Source organism: Colwellia echini, from assembly GCF_002843355.2.
Taxonomy (GTDB): Bacteria; Pseudomonadota; Gammaproteobacteria; order Enterobacterales; family Alteromonadaceae; genus Colwellia; species Colwellia echini.
In genome coordinates this window covers 36,563-54,452 of record NZ_PJAI02000006.1, presented here as the reverse complement: position 1 = coordinate 54,452, position 17,890 = coordinate 36,563, and the positions used below count along the sequence as shown (strand labels likewise).

The 17,890-nt window shown below is 34.0% G+C and carries 12 protein-coding genes and 4 tRNA genes; 7 read left to right on the top strand and 9 right to left on the bottom strand.

The window, feature by feature from the left end:
* Positions 1 to 32: 32 nt before the first annotated feature.
* The 3 genes from CWS31_RS07125 to CWS31_RS07115 all read right to left on the bottom strand — a co-directional run bounded on the left by CWS31_RS07125 (position 33) and on the right by CWS31_RS07115 (position 6,739).
* Positions 33 to 1,028 carry a response regulator gene (locus CWS31_RS07125; RefSeq protein ID WP_101345452.1) on the bottom strand — a complete coding sequence of 332 codons (996 nt, stop codon included), beginning with the start codon at positions 1,026 to 1,028 and terminating at the stop codon, positions 33 to 35.
* Between the two features lie 3 nt (positions 1,029 to 1,031).
* Complete coding sequence (locus tag CWS31_RS07120; protein WP_101345451.1) at positions 1,032 to 4,373, bottom strand: PAS domain S-box protein; 3,342 nt, start codon at positions 4,371 to 4,373, stop codon at positions 1,032 to 1,034.
* 140 nt (positions 4,374 to 4,513) lie between these two features.
* The gene (locus CWS31_RS07115) at positions 4,514 to 6,739 is read right to left on the bottom strand and encodes a PDC sensor domain-containing protein (RefSeq protein WP_101345450.1); all 2,226 of its coding nucleotides are present in this window, start codon (positions 6,737 to 6,739) and stop codon (positions 4,514 to 4,516) included.
* 548 nt (positions 6,740 to 7,287) lie between these two features.
* Here CWS31_RS07115 and CWS31_RS07110 point away from each other — a divergent pair.
* The 4 genes from CWS31_RS07110 to dcm all read left to right on the top strand — a co-directional run bounded on the left by CWS31_RS07110 (position 7,288) and on the right by dcm (position 9,119).
* A tRNA-Met gene (locus CWS31_RS07110) sits at positions 7,288 to 7,364 on the top strand.
* Positions 7,365 to 7,429: 65 nt separating this feature from the next.
* Positions 7,430 to 7,514 (top strand) — tRNA-Leu (locus CWS31_RS07105).
* A gap of 30 nt (positions 7,515 to 7,544) precedes the next feature.
* A tRNA-Gln gene (locus CWS31_RS07100) sits at positions 7,545 to 7,619 on the top strand.
* A 207-nt stretch (positions 7,620 to 7,826) separates the two neighbouring features.
* Positions 7,827 to 9,119, top strand: a complete 1,293-nt coding sequence (gene dcm / locus CWS31_RS07095) for a DNA (cytosine-5-)-methyltransferase (RefSeq protein ID WP_170252806.1) — start codon at positions 7,827 to 7,829, stop codon at positions 9,117 to 9,119.
* Here dcm and CWS31_RS07090 read toward each other — a convergent pair.
* From CWS31_RS07090 to CWS31_RS07075, 4 genes are all read right to left on the bottom strand, one after another.
* Positions 9,116 to 10,417, bottom strand: a complete 1,302-nt coding sequence (locus CWS31_RS07090) for an LlaJI family restriction endonuclease (RefSeq protein WP_101345449.1) — start codon at positions 10,415 to 10,417, stop codon at positions 9,116 to 9,118. The two genes, dcm and CWS31_RS07090, sit on opposite strands and share 4 nt — an antisense overlap.
* 8 nt (positions 10,418 to 10,425) lie before the next feature.
* Complete coding sequence (locus tag CWS31_RS07085; protein WP_101345448.1) at positions 10,426 to 12,141, bottom strand: AAA family ATPase; 1,716 nt, start codon at positions 12,139 to 12,141, stop codon at positions 10,426 to 10,428.
* Positions 12,142 to 12,316: 175 nt separating this feature from the next.
* Positions 12,317 to 12,393, bottom strand: a tRNA-Asp gene (locus tag CWS31_RS07080).
* A gap of 365 nt (positions 12,394 to 12,758) precedes the next feature.
* Positions 12,759 to 13,601 carry a hypothetical protein gene (locus CWS31_RS07075; RefSeq protein ID WP_101345447.1) on the bottom strand — a complete coding sequence of 281 codons (843 nt, stop codon included), beginning with the start codon at positions 13,599 to 13,601 and terminating at the stop codon, positions 12,759 to 12,761.
* A 402-nt stretch (positions 13,602 to 14,003) separates the two neighbouring features.
* On the opposite strand from CWS31_RS07075, the gene CWS31_RS07070 reads away from it, so the two are divergent.
* Positions 14,004 to 14,567, top strand: a complete 564-nt coding sequence (locus tag CWS31_RS07070) for a hypothetical protein (protein WP_101345446.1) — start codon at positions 14,004 to 14,006, stop codon at positions 14,565 to 14,567.
* Between the two features lie 292 nt (positions 14,568 to 14,859).
* On the opposite strand, the gene CWS31_RS07065 is transcribed toward CWS31_RS07070, so the two are convergent.
* Together CWS31_RS07065 and CWS31_RS07060 are read right to left on the bottom strand one after the other, a co-directional pair.
* Positions 14,860 to 15,255: an adenylyltransferase/cytidyltransferase family protein gene (locus CWS31_RS07065; RefSeq protein WP_101345445.1), complete on the bottom strand. Its 396-nt coding sequence runs from the start codon at positions 15,253 to 15,255 to the stop codon at positions 14,860 to 14,862.
* Position 15,256: 1 nt separating this feature from the next.
* Positions 15,257 to 16,093: a macro domain-containing protein gene (locus CWS31_RS07060; protein WP_148747742.1), complete on the bottom strand. Its 837-nt coding sequence runs from the start codon at positions 16,091 to 16,093 to the stop codon at positions 15,257 to 15,259.
* A 70-nt stretch (positions 16,094 to 16,163) separates the two neighbouring features.
* Here CWS31_RS07060 and CWS31_RS07055 point away from each other — a divergent pair, with 70 nt between their 5' ends.
* Both CWS31_RS07055 and CWS31_RS07050 read left to right on the top strand, forming a co-directional pair.
* On the top strand, positions 16,164 to 16,772 hold the full coding sequence (locus CWS31_RS07055) for a hypothetical protein (RefSeq protein ID WP_101345443.1): 609 nt from the start codon (positions 16,164 to 16,166) through the stop codon (positions 16,770 to 16,772).
* Positions 16,773 to 17,166: 394 nt separating this feature from the next.
* Positions 17,167 to 17,712 (top strand): recombinase family protein, encoded by a 546-nt coding sequence (locus CWS31_RS07050; RefSeq protein ID WP_101345442.1) that lies wholly within the window; start codon positions 17,167 to 17,169, stop codon positions 17,710 to 17,712.
* Positions 17,713 to 17,890 lie beyond the last annotated feature (178 nt).

Below are 17,890 nucleotides of genomic sequence, written 5' to 3'. Positions count from 1 at the left end.
GATCAGGTGAAGCAATAATTCAGCTAACGACCTTAAAATTTATCGTTATTTAATGCTTTTATCGCTAAGATTTTATCTTTGTTAGCTAAAAAAAGTGCCGTTAATTCTGGATCAAAATGACTGCCAGCTTGCTGATTAATCAAATCAAAAGCATCATCTGTACTCCAAGCGTCTTTATAAGGACGTTTCGAGGTTAAGGCATCAAACACATCGGCAATAGCGACGATTCTTCCCTCAATTGATATTTCTTCATGCTTTAAATTATTAGGATAACCGCTGCCATCCCATTTTTCATGATGCTCCATCGCTAATACATAAGCTAACTGCAATAAAGGCGAGTTAGAATTTTCAAGTATTTTTCCGCCAATAGCGGCGTGTGTTTTCATTTGTTCGAATTCTTCAGGTGTTAACTTACCTGGTTTTAATAACACATTATCTGGAATACCTATTTTGCCAATATCATGCATAGGTGCCGCTTGTTTTATTAATTCGGCATACTCTTCGGACATACCATAGGCTAACGCTAACACTTTTGAATACTGGCTCATTCTAATAATGTGCTCGCCTGTATCTGTGTCTTTATATTCTGCGGCGCGTCCTAACCTTGTTACTAAATCTACATGGGCTTTTTTTAATTGCTCAGCTTGTACCAATGACAAGTGATTTTTAACTCGTGCTCTAACAATTGGTGCGCTAATCGGTTTTGATATATAGTCAACAGCGCCCAGCTCTAGGCCAATAAATTCATCTTGTTCATCACCTAAGGCGGTAACAAAAATAATAGGTATATGCTTAGTTCGCTCTTGTTTTTTTAGAAGCGCACACATTTCTAAGCCACTCATTTCAGGCATCATAATGTCGAGTAGAATTAGATTAGGTAACTCATTATCAATAAGCTTTAATGCTGCTTCTGCTGACTTAGCAAACGACAGACGGTATTCATTATTTAATACTTCGCGTATCACTTTTAAGTTAAGGGGCTCATCATCAACAACTAATACACGAGCTTTTTCAGTAATAAATGTCATTAATTATTTCCTATTTTCGCTCTCAAGCTGTTTAATTATCTGGGTTAATTGTTCAATTGCACTATCAAAATTAAACTCTTCAAACTGCGCAATTAACATATTAATGTCCGCTTGGAACTCACACGGCGCTCCCTCGCTAACAGTCATTAATAATATATCATCTAATTCGCCATTTTCAGCATCTGCTAATAGTTTATCACAATGAGTCTGTAGTTCGCTCAGGGTAAGTTTAGGCTGACTTGTAAGAGTTTTAGTAGGTGATACTTTTTCATTTGTCGCTATAATATCTTCTAATGCAGAAACTTCATCAATAAACTCCGCGCTCAACTTTGCACGTAGCTCTGCTGTAATATCTTTTTCTAGCGAACTCACCAACGCCATTAATTTAGTTAACGCTAAGTTACCGGTAAGTCCTTTTAGGGTATGCAGTAAACGCATATAGTCATCAGTAGCGTCGACACTTACTTGTGTAATTTGTTGAAAGCTGGTTTGATGTTCAGTTAAAAAACGGCCGATCTCGAGCAGATGTTTATCTTTCGATCCCCACAGCATTTCACCTTTTTTATAATCAATACATTTAGCTTCAGCTGTTATCGGAAGTTCATTTTGTGCCACAACGGCCTCAATGTTTAACACCCGCATTATTTCTTGATTTAATTGCAGCATATCAACCGGCTTATTCGCAAAACCATTCATTCCCGCATTCTTTGCGGTTGACTTATCTTGCTCAAGCACGCTGGCAGTAAGGGCAATAATAGGCGTGCACACCAATCCTTGTTGTTGCTCAATTTTACGTATTTTCATACTCGCATCTATACCATCACATTCAGGCATATGAATATCCATTAAAATCACATCAAATGCTTTATTACTCAATAAGCTTTGATTAAAGGCAGCAACGGCCTCTATACCATTTGTTGCCGTTGTGACGGTATGATTGTCTTTAGATAAAAGTATTGATAGCAGCTCTACATTCTGCTCAATATCATCAGCAACTAATACATTTAATGCGGGTAACTGACTTGCAATGAGCATGGATGTTTGAATTTTATTCGCATCACCTTGTGGCATAGGTAACGAAAAGTAAAAACAACTACCTTTACCTTCTTCACTAGTTACACCTATGTTACCGCCCATTAATTCAACTAATTGCTTACTAATAGAAGTGCCTAAACCAGTGCCACCAAAGCGTCTAGTTACCGTTCCATCTGCTTGCTCGAAAGCTTCGAAGACCGCTTTCAACCTATTTTGCGGAATACCTATACCGGTATCAACTACCTCAAATTTAAGCTGATTATTATCTGTAGCAGTTACCGTTACATCAATAGTACCTTTTTCAGTAAATTTAATAGCATTACCAATTAAGTTCATCAGTATTTGTCGTAAACGTGAAGAGTCCGCAAAGTAAACGTATTGATTAATATCATTAATGTGTAAAGTTAACTCTATGTCTTTATTTTTAGCTTCTAACCACAATGTTGAAATTGTATTATCAAGTAATGTATTTAAATTAAAATGAATTGGCTCAATGGTCAGTTTACCTTTTTCCAATTTTGCCGAGTCGAGAATTTCATTAAGTAAATGCAATAATGATCTCGCCGCATGATTGACCGTAGAGATATGTTTTTGTTGATTTGAATCTAAAGATGTTTCCATTAACAAATCACTAAAACCAATAATAGAGTTCATTGGTGTTCTAATTTCATGACTCATATTGGATAAAAATTCTTGCTTAATTTTTGCCGCTTCTTCCGCGACTAACTTAGCTTCTTTTAAATTATCTTCATATTGGCGACGTTCGGTAATATCAACTAATACACCATCAATCCATTTAGGGTTACCATCTTTATCAAAAGTGAAACTACCTTGATCTAGTATCCAAATAACATCACCGCTTTTATTAGTAATTTGATACTCTAAACTGTATTGATTTCTATGTACTAAAGCCTGGGTAATAACCGCCATCGCTCGGTCTTGATGGGCTTCAATAATCAAATCACCAAATGCAACTTGCTTAGTTAAAAATTCAGAATCTGCATACCCCGTTAATTCTTTTATACTAGGGCTAATATAAATCATTGGCCACTGTTTACTGTATTCACAGCGAAAAGCAACACCTGGCATATTGGTAATTAATGAGCGGTACTGTTGCTCTTTAGCAATCAAGTTTTTTTGTAGCGCTTTCTGCTCTGTTAAGTCGGTTATAAAGCCTACATACAAAGATTTGTCATTTGGCTGAATAACTTCGCCGACGCCTAAACGAATAGGAAACAAAGTACCGTCTTTATGTTTTGCATATACTTCACGGTTAACACCAATAACTTTATCAAAACGTACGTCATGTGCTTTAGCGAGGTAACCGTCATGATGCTCAGAAATTTCATCAGCCATTAATAACTTTACATTTCGGCCTAAGAGTTCTTTGCGTGTATAACCAAAAATGTGTTCGGCTGCATTGTTAAAACTGAGTATTATGCCGGCATGATCTATGGTGATAATGCCATCAATCGCGGTAGATAAAATGGCCTCCATCCGAGATTCACTTTTAGATTTTTCATCAAGCAAGATTCGAAAACGAATCATACTGTTGATTACAGCCACAATAATCGTTAAAAAAGCCGTAGCAAAAGCCACGCTAACCGCAATAAGAGTTAAATCTGAGTCAACTTTATTTTCAGATACAAATGGCGAGGTGGCAATAAACCGCGTTGCATACATTCCCATATAATGCATGCCTGAAACTGCCAAGCCAAACACAATAGCGTATACCAGGCGACATTGCGTGCTGGTTAATTTAGGCAACTTCTCATGTAAATGAATACGTACATAAAGTGCTATATAAGAAAGAGTTACGGCAACAACAATTGATAAAGCAAATAATAATGGGTCGTAACTAAGCATGGGGCTTAATTTCATACCAGCCATGCCACTATAATGCATAGTACCGATACCAGAGCCTAATAATATGGCCCCCAACAGTAATTGAATTTTGCTAGGCTCACGTTTGGGAATTATTGATACCGCGCATATAAAAGCAGCTAGCGCAGGCAGAAAAGACAAGAAGGTGATCAATGGATCGTAGGAAATAGTAGTACACAATGAAAACGCCAGCATACCAATAAAGTGCATACTCCAAACACCACCCGCTAGAACAAGTGCACTAGTAGAGTTTGCTACTTTACGATAAGTTGCAAAGGGGGTTTCTTTTGCTAAATCGAGTAAATAGGTTGCCAGATAGGCGGTAAAAATAGTCGTTAAAACAGACAAGGCAACAAGACTATAATCATAACTACCATTAATAATTAATGACGGGTCAGGATCAACAACAAAAAAGTCTGCAAACATAAATATTCAACTCAAGTGTGGAATGCAATTATTAATTATATAACATGCAGCGAAGGTTATTCACCCATCAAGTAATAATTAAAGTAAATTATCCTCTTTACGTATCATTTTTAATCAAGTGATATTATCAAGAACTCAGGTTAAGTATAAAAAGTTAACCAACTGAAAATAAATACCACAAACATATTCAATGGGAAAAATGCTTTTTTAGCGGCGATACCAAAAGTAATTTTAGTTAACAACTGTTGATTTAACCCGCTCAAAATTGAATGTACACAAACGCTAATTAAATTGACATACATAAGTAAATAAAATAATTCGAGATAGAAGATTGAATCACTCACCACTCGCTCTCTCAGGCCAATATGAGATAACGCTACTACAAAAAATATACTGGTACTAATCCCTATATCAAAACCAATCCCAGTGCCCATAAACTTTAATCGAGTTTTATCGTGCGTTGAAATCAACATAGTTATAAAAGCAATCAAACCAGCAATAAGCAAGGGAGTGAGATGTGAAATAAACGCTGGTACAAAAACTTTGCTTAAGCCGATATTAAAATACAATTCAGGTAGGTTCTCATATTTTACAGTCACTTCTTTGCCAAAAGTCGTTCTATGATTCCATTCACGAAATTCAAATAAACTTTTATCTATGTTCCAACCAGGTAAAAATACTTCAGGGCTGATCCCAGGTAAACTGGTTGGCGCAAGATAAATAAAAGATTCAACGTCTGGGATTAATAAAACATTACCGCCGGTATCTTTTGAGAAAATACCGATAGCAAAGTCATCCTTAACCATAGGGTAACGATCGTATTCTAACGAAAAACGTAAGCTGGCTTGAAACTGCCAACGCACTAACTCGATATCACCTTGTTGTTCGATAAAAGGTTGAGAGAATTCAACACCTGCGCCGCCAGGGAATATAACGCCACGCTTTACATGTTTATGTTCAATTAAATCAAATTTTTGCCAAACACTACCAATAACGCGAATATCATTGTGAGAGGTAAACTTCATTGACTCGATATAAATTCCAGTAGGAATAAAAACTACTTGCTCAGTTAAATGCGCCAAAGCACGATTACTATACTCTTGCTCAATAGCGTGAGCTTGACCTTTGTTAGTGATTGCCAACCCTTTAAGCTCATCTCCACTATTGAAATTTTTAGTAACCCACCAAGTTGAACAAACACCTAATATTAACACTAACGCCACTAATAACGAGGTTGGCCAACTGATCACCGCATTTTTTGGCGCGACTACTTGCTTATAAAGAAGCGCGGTACATATTGACAGTACAGACCATAAAATTAAATGCATTAAACAATGCCTTAATTCAACACTTCGTAAGGTAACTTCACGCTCAGAAAAGTTAACGATCATCCGCCAATTTGAACCTAAAAGATCTGAAGTACTAACCCAATCATATTGTTTAGTATGTTGATCATAAACTTTAACAATCGATGGCTCACCCACTTCAATTGAATTTTTTAGTACTTCATAATTTTTACTTTCTCGCCAACGCTTGTCATTAAACACATTATGTTTATCGAGTACATATGCTTTATTTGGGCTATAAATATAAACGCCTTCCCCAGTTAATATTTCGGCATAACCTTCACCACCAAATTTTAATGAGTGAACCGCTTTACCTAGATCATCAATACTTATATCAATGGTTACAACGCCGACAGGCTGGGGGTGGCCATTAGTATCTGGCCAGTAAATAACTGCCGAGTAGGTAGTCATAAGTATATTACCTAGCTCAGTATCAAAATATGGTTTACTCCAACGAGAGCCTTGCTCTAATGCTTCTTCAAACCATTCATTGCCTGCTAAGGTATAATCATAGCTATCGGCAATTTGCATAAAAACAAAGCTATCAGCATCATCAAGCTGTGTATTTTTAGCAAAATAAGGAGCATATAAACGACGCTCTCCATCAATAATTTCAGGCAAAAAAGCAATGCCGCCACCAAAAAACATGCTGTTTTTCTGTAACATTGTTAATAATGCTTGCTGGTAATCACTTTTGTTCAAGCGAGAATCACTGATAGCTGAAGCAAGACGCTGGGCTGAGCTTTCAACAGTAGCGATGAATGTTTCAATATTAGCCGTAGCTTTAACCGTATCTTGTAAATAACTAACTTGCTGTGCTTCAAAGGTGTTATCGCGCAACGTCCAATAATTAATAGCGCTATAAACTGCCATTACAACCGTGAACAACAGAATTAATGGCGCTAACAAAAAAGTTCCACGAAAAGGTGCTTTAATTGCACTAATTTGCGTTGCTTTTTTATTTTCGGTTAAAGAGCTTTCTTTAGCGCTTTCTTTAGACAAGTGTTCATCTAGTGACATTGAATTATCTTTATTATTAGAATTTATTAGGGTTTAGAATTAGAGCTGAGAGATAAGCAGCATAACAAAAAGCATACAAATATTGAACATAAATAGAGTCACTTAATAGAAACAAAAAAGCCCCTACATCACTGCAGAGGCTTTCTTTTTAAATTAGTTGAGTTGACCGTATAAGTCAGCTTTACCGAAAATATTAACATATTGTTTTTATTGATAAATAAAGCTTTCATCCAATCAATTACTTTTCAAAACAATTAACAATTTGTAAAAAACTATTTTATACCGAATATAAATAGAATTTTATCCTAAGATACCTTTAAAACACATATACATCTTAATTACATATAGTGATATAAGGCTCGATATACTAGCCAAACAATGCATAATAGCGTAGCGGTGATTGAACAACACTAAAATCATGTAGTCCCTCCCATGTTTGGAAAAGCATTATCTGTGGTGAAATTCAGCACAGCACAGCCAAAAACGGTTGACGTGAAGGCAGCAGGTTAGCATAATACGCAGCACTTGCTCCTTAGCAAGTTGATTTAGGCTACATAGCTCAGTTGGTTAGAGCACATCACTCATAATGATGGGGTCCCAGGTTCGAGTCCCGGTGTAGCCACCAGCTTACTTAAGTATTTAGGTTTAAGTAAGCAAGAGTTCAAGTCTCTTTAAATACTTGAATGTAATGCGGGTTTGGCGGAATTGGTAGACGCGCTGGATTTAGGTTCCAGTATCGCAAGATGTGAGAGTTCAAGTCTCTTGACCCGTACCATTTCAAAGTAAATATAAAGAAGTATATTGCAGGGATATAGCCAAGCGGTAAGGCAGCGGGTTTTGATCCCGTCATTCAGAGGTTCAAATCCTCTTATCCCTGCCACTTACTTTATATAATCCCCCCCCCGTATTTATTCAAAGAATCTGAAAAATAAAATACCTAATTGCATTCTAAAAAGTAGTCTATTTTATCTTTTAAAATCTAAACATGTACAAATACTATAATTCATAATTTGTCGCATAAACATTGTATGAATATACAGTAAATGTTAACATTGCCTAAAAATGACAAACAAATAATCCACGCACTATGAAAGTATTTAATATAAAAGAAGCTTCTAAATTCTTAAAAATATCCGAATCAACACTTTATCGTTCTATAAAACACAATAAAATACCAGCAAAAAAAATAGGTAAGCAATGGAGGTTAAGTGAAGAGTCTTTAATGCTGTGGTTAAATGGTAAAAGTATAAAACCAAATAAAAGAAAAACTATAGAAAAACCCAACACTAATAATTCCTTAAAGTTTATAGATTTATTTTGTGGGCTTGGCGGATTTAGGCTGGCCGCTGAAAATAATGGGATGGATTGCGTTTTTTCTTCTGATAACGACAAGTTTGTACAAGCTACATACGAACACTGGTATGGAGACAAGCCTTATGGTGATGTTACAGAGTTTACAAAAAATACTAACCAGTTAAATAAAATTCCTGATTTCGATGTTTTATTTGCTGGCTTTCCCTGTCAGCCCTTTAGTTATGCGGGGAGAAATGAAGGGTTTGAGGATAAAACTCGAGGAACATTATTCTTCCACGTAGCTAAAATTTTGTCTCACCATATGCCTAAAGCATTAATCCTTGAAAATGTAAAAGGCTTGAAATCACATAATAAAGGCGAAACATTAAAAACGATAAGGGACTCTCTTCATGAGATAGGTTATACATTATTTGATGATATTATTAATAGTTATCATTTTAATATTCCTCAATATAGAGAAAGGTGGTTTTGTGTCGGTATAAGAAATGACTTAATTACTAAAGAGTCCAAATCATTCCAACTCAATACAGGAAACAAATCAAAAAAAACAACTTTAAAAACTATTTTAGATATGCAAGATAATTCTAACCCTCATTTAGAAATTAAAAGTGCAGAAAAACAAAAAATTAAATTTCATTTTGATAACATGAAAAATTACTCTAATGGTCGAGTTAAACATGACAATTCTCGCTATGAGGCGCATACGAAAAAAGGTAGGCATGGGGTTTTTTCATACTTAAAACCAGACAAAACCCTACGGTTTCATATTGGAGATATAGCCAAAACTCAGATACAAGAATCATACTATGTTCATTCTGATACTTATGCTCCTGCAATAATTGCTAACAGAAGACCCAAGTTATGGGATATCCAAAGATTTTTGAGTGTAAAAGAATGTCTAAGGTTACAAGCATATCCTGACCATTTAGAATTTCCTGTTTCAGATGCTCAGGCATATAAACAATTAGGTAACTCAGTGTGTGTTGCGGTAGTAGATTCAGTTGTGAAAGATATGTTAACTCTCTTAGAGTTATCTAATGAAAAAATAAATAGCAATGGGAATTAGCTTAAAGGATTAACAGTTCTTCCTGTAACCACCAAAAGGTATTTTTTTAAAGATTGTCCGAAAAGAAATGCATCAATAGTTTTTTCGATTGATGCTACATATGCTGGTATTTTAGTTATTTTATTTAAATATCCTTCTCCCCTGACTAAATACTCAACATCAGTAAATTTAACTAAATAATCATTTTGATTAGGCATATAACATGGAAATATCAAACCATTTTCGGGTAAATCGCTTAAGCCCAAGATAGCTTTAAAAGCTTCACCATAATAAAACTGCTTATATAAATCAGTTAAACCAGGCCTATTACCATTATTTATAATGTCATAATATTTAGCATCAAATATATAGAGTCTATCTTCATTTTCAAAAATTATATCCACTTGAGGTGCTGAACCAGTAGGTTTTGATTTTATCTCTAATTCTTCGTTAACGGAGTGATCATCATTCCACATAACCCGAGGTGCTTTATCTTTCAATTTCTGGTTATGCCCTAACACTTGTTGTAGTGTTTCTTCCCAAATAAGATTAAAACTTTTTGTATATATTGCACTAAACTCAGTTCCTTCTTGCTCATCTAAAAGCTGAAGTATTAAATCTAATACATATATTTCCCTATCTTTATTGCTCTTAGGATATAAGCGCATTACAATTTCAGTAACTTCATCTCGACTTAAGTTACACTCTAATTCATCTTCAAGTATCTGATGTTCATCTGAAAGTAGTGAGGAATATTTAGTAGCCTGATTCAATGCCCATTTCTGTACTAAAATCAGTTCATGATTTTCATGATTAGTATTGCTCCTAGTTACCAAATTCTTATGAACCCATGAATCACTGATTTTAAATGGCTGAAACTTTTTAATTGTTCTCTTCCAATCGATAGATCCCGTTCCATTTATAGAATTTTCCTTTATAAACTTTGTAATGAAACCATTTTCTTCAAAGTCTTCAATCAAGCTAAATGAAGCAGCTATTTTTCCTGAAGAAACAATCTCATTTTCACCTATGAAGTGCCTCTCAAAAATCCGAATACACTCAATAATCTTTATAATGTATGACCTTAGCCCCAAAAAACTAAGTCTAGATAACTGATTAATACTTACACCATAAGGAAGAGATATAATTACTCTCCCTTTAACTTCAATACAGCCCACAAAAGACACTTTATATATTAAGTCCACACTTTGAGTAATCAGTTTATGAGTCAATAATATATTTATTTGGCTGTCATCAAGTTTATCTTCAGGTTGTATACTTAAACCATCAACTTTGATCAAAATATCCTTATAATCCATGATATTATTTACTCTGCTGCTAATTCAGTTTCTTCCGATAAATCCATTAATTCATCCGCAATAGCTTTTGTAAATAAACTATTAATACCATCACTCGATATAAGTAAATCGTGAATTTCACTAAATGAAAATATTCCGCTACCAAATATCTGAGTTCTTTTAGATTTAGGGATATCTTCCCACAAGTAACTTATTACCTTGAGCGTTTCTTCTTTAATTTCATCTAATGTTGGATTACCTGACAATTTAATAAAAAAATGTCCTAACTGTTTATCTTCAGATAGATATAATTTATGTGTAATATGCTTATTTACTAGATCTAAAAATTTTGACCAAGATATTTTTTTTCCACAAATTAAAAGTTCCCAATTAGAACAAGATGAATGTTGACTATTTATCTTCCAATATCTTCGTTTCCATCGCCTTTTAAATGCTGTATCTAATGGATACACGTTTTGATCAGCTGGATTTATTGTTGCGTAAATATATAAATTTGAAGGTATTATTAGACCTCGATTAAATACATCTGTTTTGGAATACTCCATAATATATTTTTGAAGTTCACTATTTGAATTGGATCTATTTGTTTCTTCTCTATCTAATAGCTGAAAAATATCCCCCATAATTTCAGGAACATTTCCTCTATTAATTTCATCTATTATTAATGCATGGGGCTCTGATGGGTCACTATTTGCAGCATTAAGGCAAGCTTCAATAAAAGGCCCAGCTTCAAATTTGAACTCCAATATAGGCTCTAAATCGACATATTTAGCTTCTACAGCATTAAATGCGTCAAATACACGACTTCCTTCTAACCTTTTAAATAAAGTCACCGGTTTTAAGCTACCTACGAAATCTGAATATGTATACTCTGGGTGAAAAGTTACTTGAGTTAAATTTCGTAATTCGTCAACACCTTTTTCATCAACAAGTTCCCTTCTAGCTTCCGTAGATTTCCCTGTCCCGGAAGGGCCAAAAAAAAGTACATTAAGCGAGTTTGTATTGATATGTGATTTAACCGGTTCACCTTGGTAACTTAACTTTTTTTGAAATGCCCCATTAGGTAAAAAAACTAATTCTTTTAAGTTACTTGATGGTCTCATTTTCTGAGTATAAGCTCCTCTACCGAAGTCACCTCCTGCTGAGGTTTGCCAGTAACTGCCACTATTTTCTTTAAATGAAATAGTATTTTTATGATTTGGGTTAGGAAAAATGACCTCTAATTGCTTTTTGCGGTTTTCAGAAGTTTCAATATTTTCAACAAATATTAATTCGATCGAATCTAAAATCATCTCAAAGCATTTCTCAACAAATATATTTGGTAAATGAAACTTTTCAATAAAATACTGTATTAACTGACTAGAAGAAAGTTCAGACTCAAACTCTTCAGATTGAAGTAAAATACATGCAATAGATAAAATATCTATTTTAGAGTTATGTAAAATTTCTAATATCTGATCATCATATTCTTCAGATAAAATAAAGAAAGTTTCAGGTTTAAGTGAAGTAGTTACGGAATCCACAAAAGAAAAAAGATGATTTATATCATTAGTAACTCTAGATTCATCAACGGGTATTCTATAAGAAGGTGATATTTCTGCAGAGTATTGAGAGTTTTTCATCAAAAAAAGTGTACCAATAATACCACTATCTATTTTATTTTCTCGTTCTATTAATAATTTTGTATAAGCTTTTACAACAACAGAGTAATTGAGGTAGTACATAGAATCCCTTAGTACATTTATCTAAATTTAAAATTAAAACTATTACTCCTAAACATACCATAATATTAAGGTAATTATAGTGTTCTAAAAATATAAAAGTAATTAGAATTACTAGGGACAAGGTGACTAAATATTGAAGTGTTACTATAGGGTAGATAAAAAAATTTGTATTAAGTGGCGGAGTGGACGGGACTCGAACCCGCGACCCCCGGCGTGACAGGCCGGTATTCTAACCAACTGAACTACCACTCCGCAGTAAACACAAAAACCAATGACAATTGGCTTGAATTCGATTGAATACTACGTCCAGTTGGCTTCGACGTCAACTTTATTCTATAAAATTAGTTATTTAATCTATCCTTAAGTACTTTATTTATCAATTAACTACCTCACCATAAAAATAGGACTACATGATTTCATATTTAAGTTGATAAATTTATAGCTAATTATACGTACCCTTTCCATTTATTCGTAAATGTCATGTAAATTTAAATCACTCTCTAAATAGCCGTTTATTGAATTTTTTCTAAAGTTTTCGTCTAGTTAGAATCATTTAAAACCAATTGGTAAGTGTATGGTTTAAGGCTACTTCAAATGGACATACTTGTTATCCACGTTTAAGTATGACCTGATTCTAATTTACTAAGATCAAGCCCTAAGTTTTTATGAATATACTCTTTACTCTTCATCTGCCAAACCATGGAATCACTAAGGTGTCTGGATAAAACTATTTTGGCTGATAGCGTTTGTTTGGATTGTGGATCTAGTGAATCAAAGTCTTTGGCAACAATAATGAGCTCACCTTTTTTTATTCCAACAACATGGGAAAGTCTAGCACCACCACAATCAATTTCGCATTTTTTATCAGCAATATAGAAACCTCCAAAACCACTATTTCTTGCCCAAATTTCAATTATTCCTACACCATAACAACCACTCCCCCCGTTAAAACCAAAGTCACACTGATATAAAATAATATATGAAGGTTCTTCATATTCACTTAATGAGCCTTTAGTAACTAAGTCATTTTTTACTATAGTGAAGTCCCAGCAACTTCCCATTTTTTCAGCGTATGAAACCCCCATAACTAACAGCTCTTCTTCCTTCAGTGCTCTATCAGTTGATCGATCGTAATTTAATTCAGGAATATTCATCAACGGGTAACTATTGGGGCTTGCAGTATTATCCGATATTGTTCGTAAATGTTTATACTCTTCTGTAGCAAATAAAAATGAATGATACTTAATTAATAGTTCTTCCTTAGTTGAGTCACGTTCAATTTGCTTTCGAACCGTTTCATAAAACTGATTAATATCTTCCTCTTCAACATAATCATGTGTCTCAATCATGTATTTACCCACAAAATCTTTAAAGCTCCACCCAAGCAATGCGATTGTGTGTTTAATCGAGGATTGAAGCTCTTTTATTCGTTTAACTTTAAATTCTTTAAAATAATCCACAAATTAATTCCTTTAATTATAGTTCTGTCCCGAACTGTCCCTTTCATCTTTGTTACTGTACACAAGCCCTGAAAACAAAGGTGTTCTTATAAATTTAAAACAAGGAAAATATCATGATTAAAGGTAACACTCCAGTTAATGGACCAAGTAAAACAGGAAATAAATCTGGTGGCAACCGTGGAAACAATCCACCTAAAAGTAAATAAATTGCCGTAGGTTTATCTTTCTTAGATATTAAGTGTAACGTGCAGGTCCAAGTAGAACTCTGCACGTTACAAAATACAAGTGTGACAATACAAGAAAGATCCTCATTTAATTATTCTAATGACTGTTAAAAGTCCATAAACGAAAAACAACCTAGAATGTGATTTTCAAGTTTTATAAAAGCAAAGTGAAATAATAATGGTATACACAACTAAATTCCAAGAAGCCTTATCAAAAACTAAAGAATTGGCTTTAACAACTGAGTCAATACAGTTTGGTGAACTATTATCTGTTGAAGAGATTAAAGAGGTCTTACAAGTTTGTATTCAGGCATTATACGAAAATGGCTATACAAACTCAGAGCGATTAGCTGGAAAGTGTGTTCCCGTTAACATGCTTCTCAATGGACTCCTAGGGTGCTCAACCAACTTCAAAACTTATATCACGATAGGTGACAGGTATTGGGCTGAAAACGACATATATTGTCAAATGTCTTATCAATATATTTTAAATGAGTTAAAAGCACCTGATTTCAGTAAACCAATCCAAGCACACGTCTGGTTAACTTTGAGCGATGGCACAATAATCGACTTTACGAGTGAAGCTCACCTCGATATTTTATATAAAAGAGGAGATCACCCTGTCGAAAAGTGTTTCCAAGTGATTAGACCAAATGATGTTATTATCGAAGGGGTTCACAGACCATTTTTAATAGGTGATAACTTTTTATTTAAGTCTGGAGCTGTTCAGCTTAGCTATTGATAATATATTTTCACTCAGTATTGAGGTCAACTACCGAATAAGCGGATTATCAATGGAGTGTCTGCGTTAGGCCAACTATAAATAGACGCATTGAATTATCAATCAACTATAGTCTAATGAGAATATATTCCCTGCTCATAATCATGTAATTTCTCTATCAATTAGTATTATCAGAAAATTCATAGATAGTTTACCTATATCACTAATTTTAGTATCTTCATTGATAACTGGGGAAACATAGCAAGTCAAAGCCGAGTGATAATTTTCAAACAACGTATATTTACCTAAACAGTTACTGTGAGTTATTTTCTAAATTTTTTAAGCTCTCAATAGCCATAGTAGTTGATATTGAATATGTGTAAGGAATTACAATAGTTGTGGCTGATATTGATTTGTTGATAACAGCATTTTTGTTATCAGGAATAAAGATAAAATCTGGCTTATGGCATTTTATATACTCAATAGATGCTTTTTTCTTAATAAAGCATTTATCCGAAAGATGAGACACATTGCCCAACCTTATTACTTCCGATTCAATTGGTCTTTGAACTCCCTTAATTTTTTTTACTCTGGAATCAGAGTCAACTGCAACTATCAAATAATCGCAAAAACGTTTACATTCTGTTAAGTAATTCTCGTGGCCAAAGTGAAATAAGTCGAAAACACCTGAGGTGTAGCCTATCCGCATATTACACACTCTTTGCAATGGATTTTAAAAGAGCCAAGCAATCCTCTTCTCTATATACTCCAATAAAAACTTTTAACACATAGTCAGTTTTATTCAATTGTTTGATAACCGACTTTACAGTTATATCAATACATTTTTCTGGAGAAAGACCTCCGCTGCCTAAACCGAAAACGGGGATAAATATACTTTCAAACCCCTTTGAAACACAATAAGTAATAGATTTTTCGATAATATTGTCAATAGCCACGTAATCAATCGAAAATGTGTTGTGATGGTTTTTTTTAACTGCAACGGCATTAACAATAGATTTTACTCCATGCAATTGCGCATTAAATGGCGGGGAAAATATACATGTTCCTAAATTGTATGGTCCTAAGGTATTTTGGTTATTTTTCCAATCTTGAATATGATCAAACAAATGATCTTTTAATAAGTTTTCAGTGATGTCTTTCTCGGCAGCTAGTTTCCTAATTCGCCCAGAAACTGAAGTACCTGATATACTCCCAAGATTAAGGTCTGTATTCTCTGATGCAACAACTACATCAATTCCTGATATGTTAGTCACAGAACCTAAATAACAATGGATAATTGAGTTTGAACATTGGAAGCTTTCAAGAGTACCTCTTTCAAAAACTAACACTTGGTCTTTTTTTACCCCAAGTAAGTGAGAAACAACAGCACAAACTATTGATGTAACCAGTAAAATATAAAACGTTTCTGGAGCTGATGACGGTTCAATATCTTTCCCTGTAGAAAAATTTAGAAGCTCATGAAAAACAATTTCTTTAAATGAAGTAGTCAATACTCCAATACTACCAACAGCAAAAATTGCTGCCAATTTACTGAATATATTTCTTCGCCAATACTTTAAAGCTAAAGAATAAAAGACAAATCGGATAGAGTTAAAAATGAACTGCATAGAACTAAAGCAACTTGTTGAATTTAAAGGATACCATGGTACATCAATACAAAACGCCAAGTCCATATTAGAAAATGGTTTTAAAATAATGTCATCCCCCGAAGATTGGCTCGGACACGGCTTATATTTTTTTATAGATGGTATTTCAGAACCAGACAATAGTGCTTTTCAGTGGTCTAAGAATACATTTGATATAAATCATGGTGTGGCATTAGAAGCAAATATATTAATGAAACAGAGCGATATATTGGATTTAAGAGTCACAAATAATTTAAAAAAATATAACTGTATTAGAGAAAAAGTAATTAATAGCAATTTGGAAACTCTTAGCAAAAGAAGAGATCTAAAATTAAAAAAAAGAAAAGATATAAGGCTGGATGATTGCATTATTACAAATCAAATTTGCAAAGTATTGGGCTACAAAGCACTCATACATAATGTATATATTAAAACAAAAATTCAAAGAGAATTGATCTTAGAGTCTAGTTACCCTAACGCTACGGTATTATGTATTAATGATATAGAGTCTGTTACTAGTTTTAAAATTGTAGAAGAGTCACCTTTTCTGGAGCAATTGTCGGATAGTTGTTTTACATAAAATTGATTCTAGTAACTAAATACATGAAGTAATACTAATTACTCTACCTTTTTAAACACAACTTATCTGCGTAAACTTTAAGTACACTCAAAACTCACGGTTTTTCATAATTATCCTTAATTTTCGGTAAGTTAAAATCTACCATCCAAACCTGAAAGCTGTTTACTTTAGATAGGTTTCAACTACACATGACCAGTTTTCCCCATGGAATTGATCTTGGTTTTCATCAAATAATTCACCTCGGTTTCTAGACGGTCAACTATGGACTGCCTACTTTAACCTTACGCAAAATAGTCACATAATCTTCCGTAATTACTGTGTCACTTTTACCTTTGAAATCAATATAATATCCAGTTACTGTGGACTTATAGACTTTAATTACACGGTGACTTTTATGAATGCACAAATTGGATATATTCGAGTTTCGTCAGTAGATCAAAATACCGAACGTCAATTATTGAGTGTTGAGCTAGATAAAATATTTGAAGATAAATGCAGTGGCAAAGATGTTGACCGTCCTGCACTTAAGCAGTTGCTTGAATATGCCCGAGAAGGTGATGTCGTTCACTGTCACGACATTAGCCGAATGGCTAGAAATACTGAGGACTTACTTAGATTAGTTAAAGATTTTAACTCTGATGGGATCACGCTAAAGTTCCATAAAGAAAACTTTATATTCGATGGCACCAACAACCCAATGCAACAACTGATGCTCACAATGTTAGGTGGAATTTATCAATTTGAGCGCTCCATGATCTTAGAGCGCCAGCGAGAAGGTATAGCAATTGCTAAAGCGAAAGGTCGCTATAAGGGCAAACAGATAAATAAAGAACTACATACCAATATCAAACAACTGTTTTCTGAAGGTATGAATAAGGCACAGATAGCTCGAACTATAGGTTGCGCCAGAAAAACAGTTATAGATGTTTTGAAAAGGTAAATACGACTTAATCACTACAGGTATGAGCTACCACAATAAAAAGTGTTATGATTAAACTGTGAAGAGCAATAGAGCAGGCATAATAAACTTGGTCGATGTTGATAGGAAATTGTAAAAACGGTCTTGAATCGACTTATGATTGAAGACCGTTTGAAAGGTGTTACACAACAAATCTTAC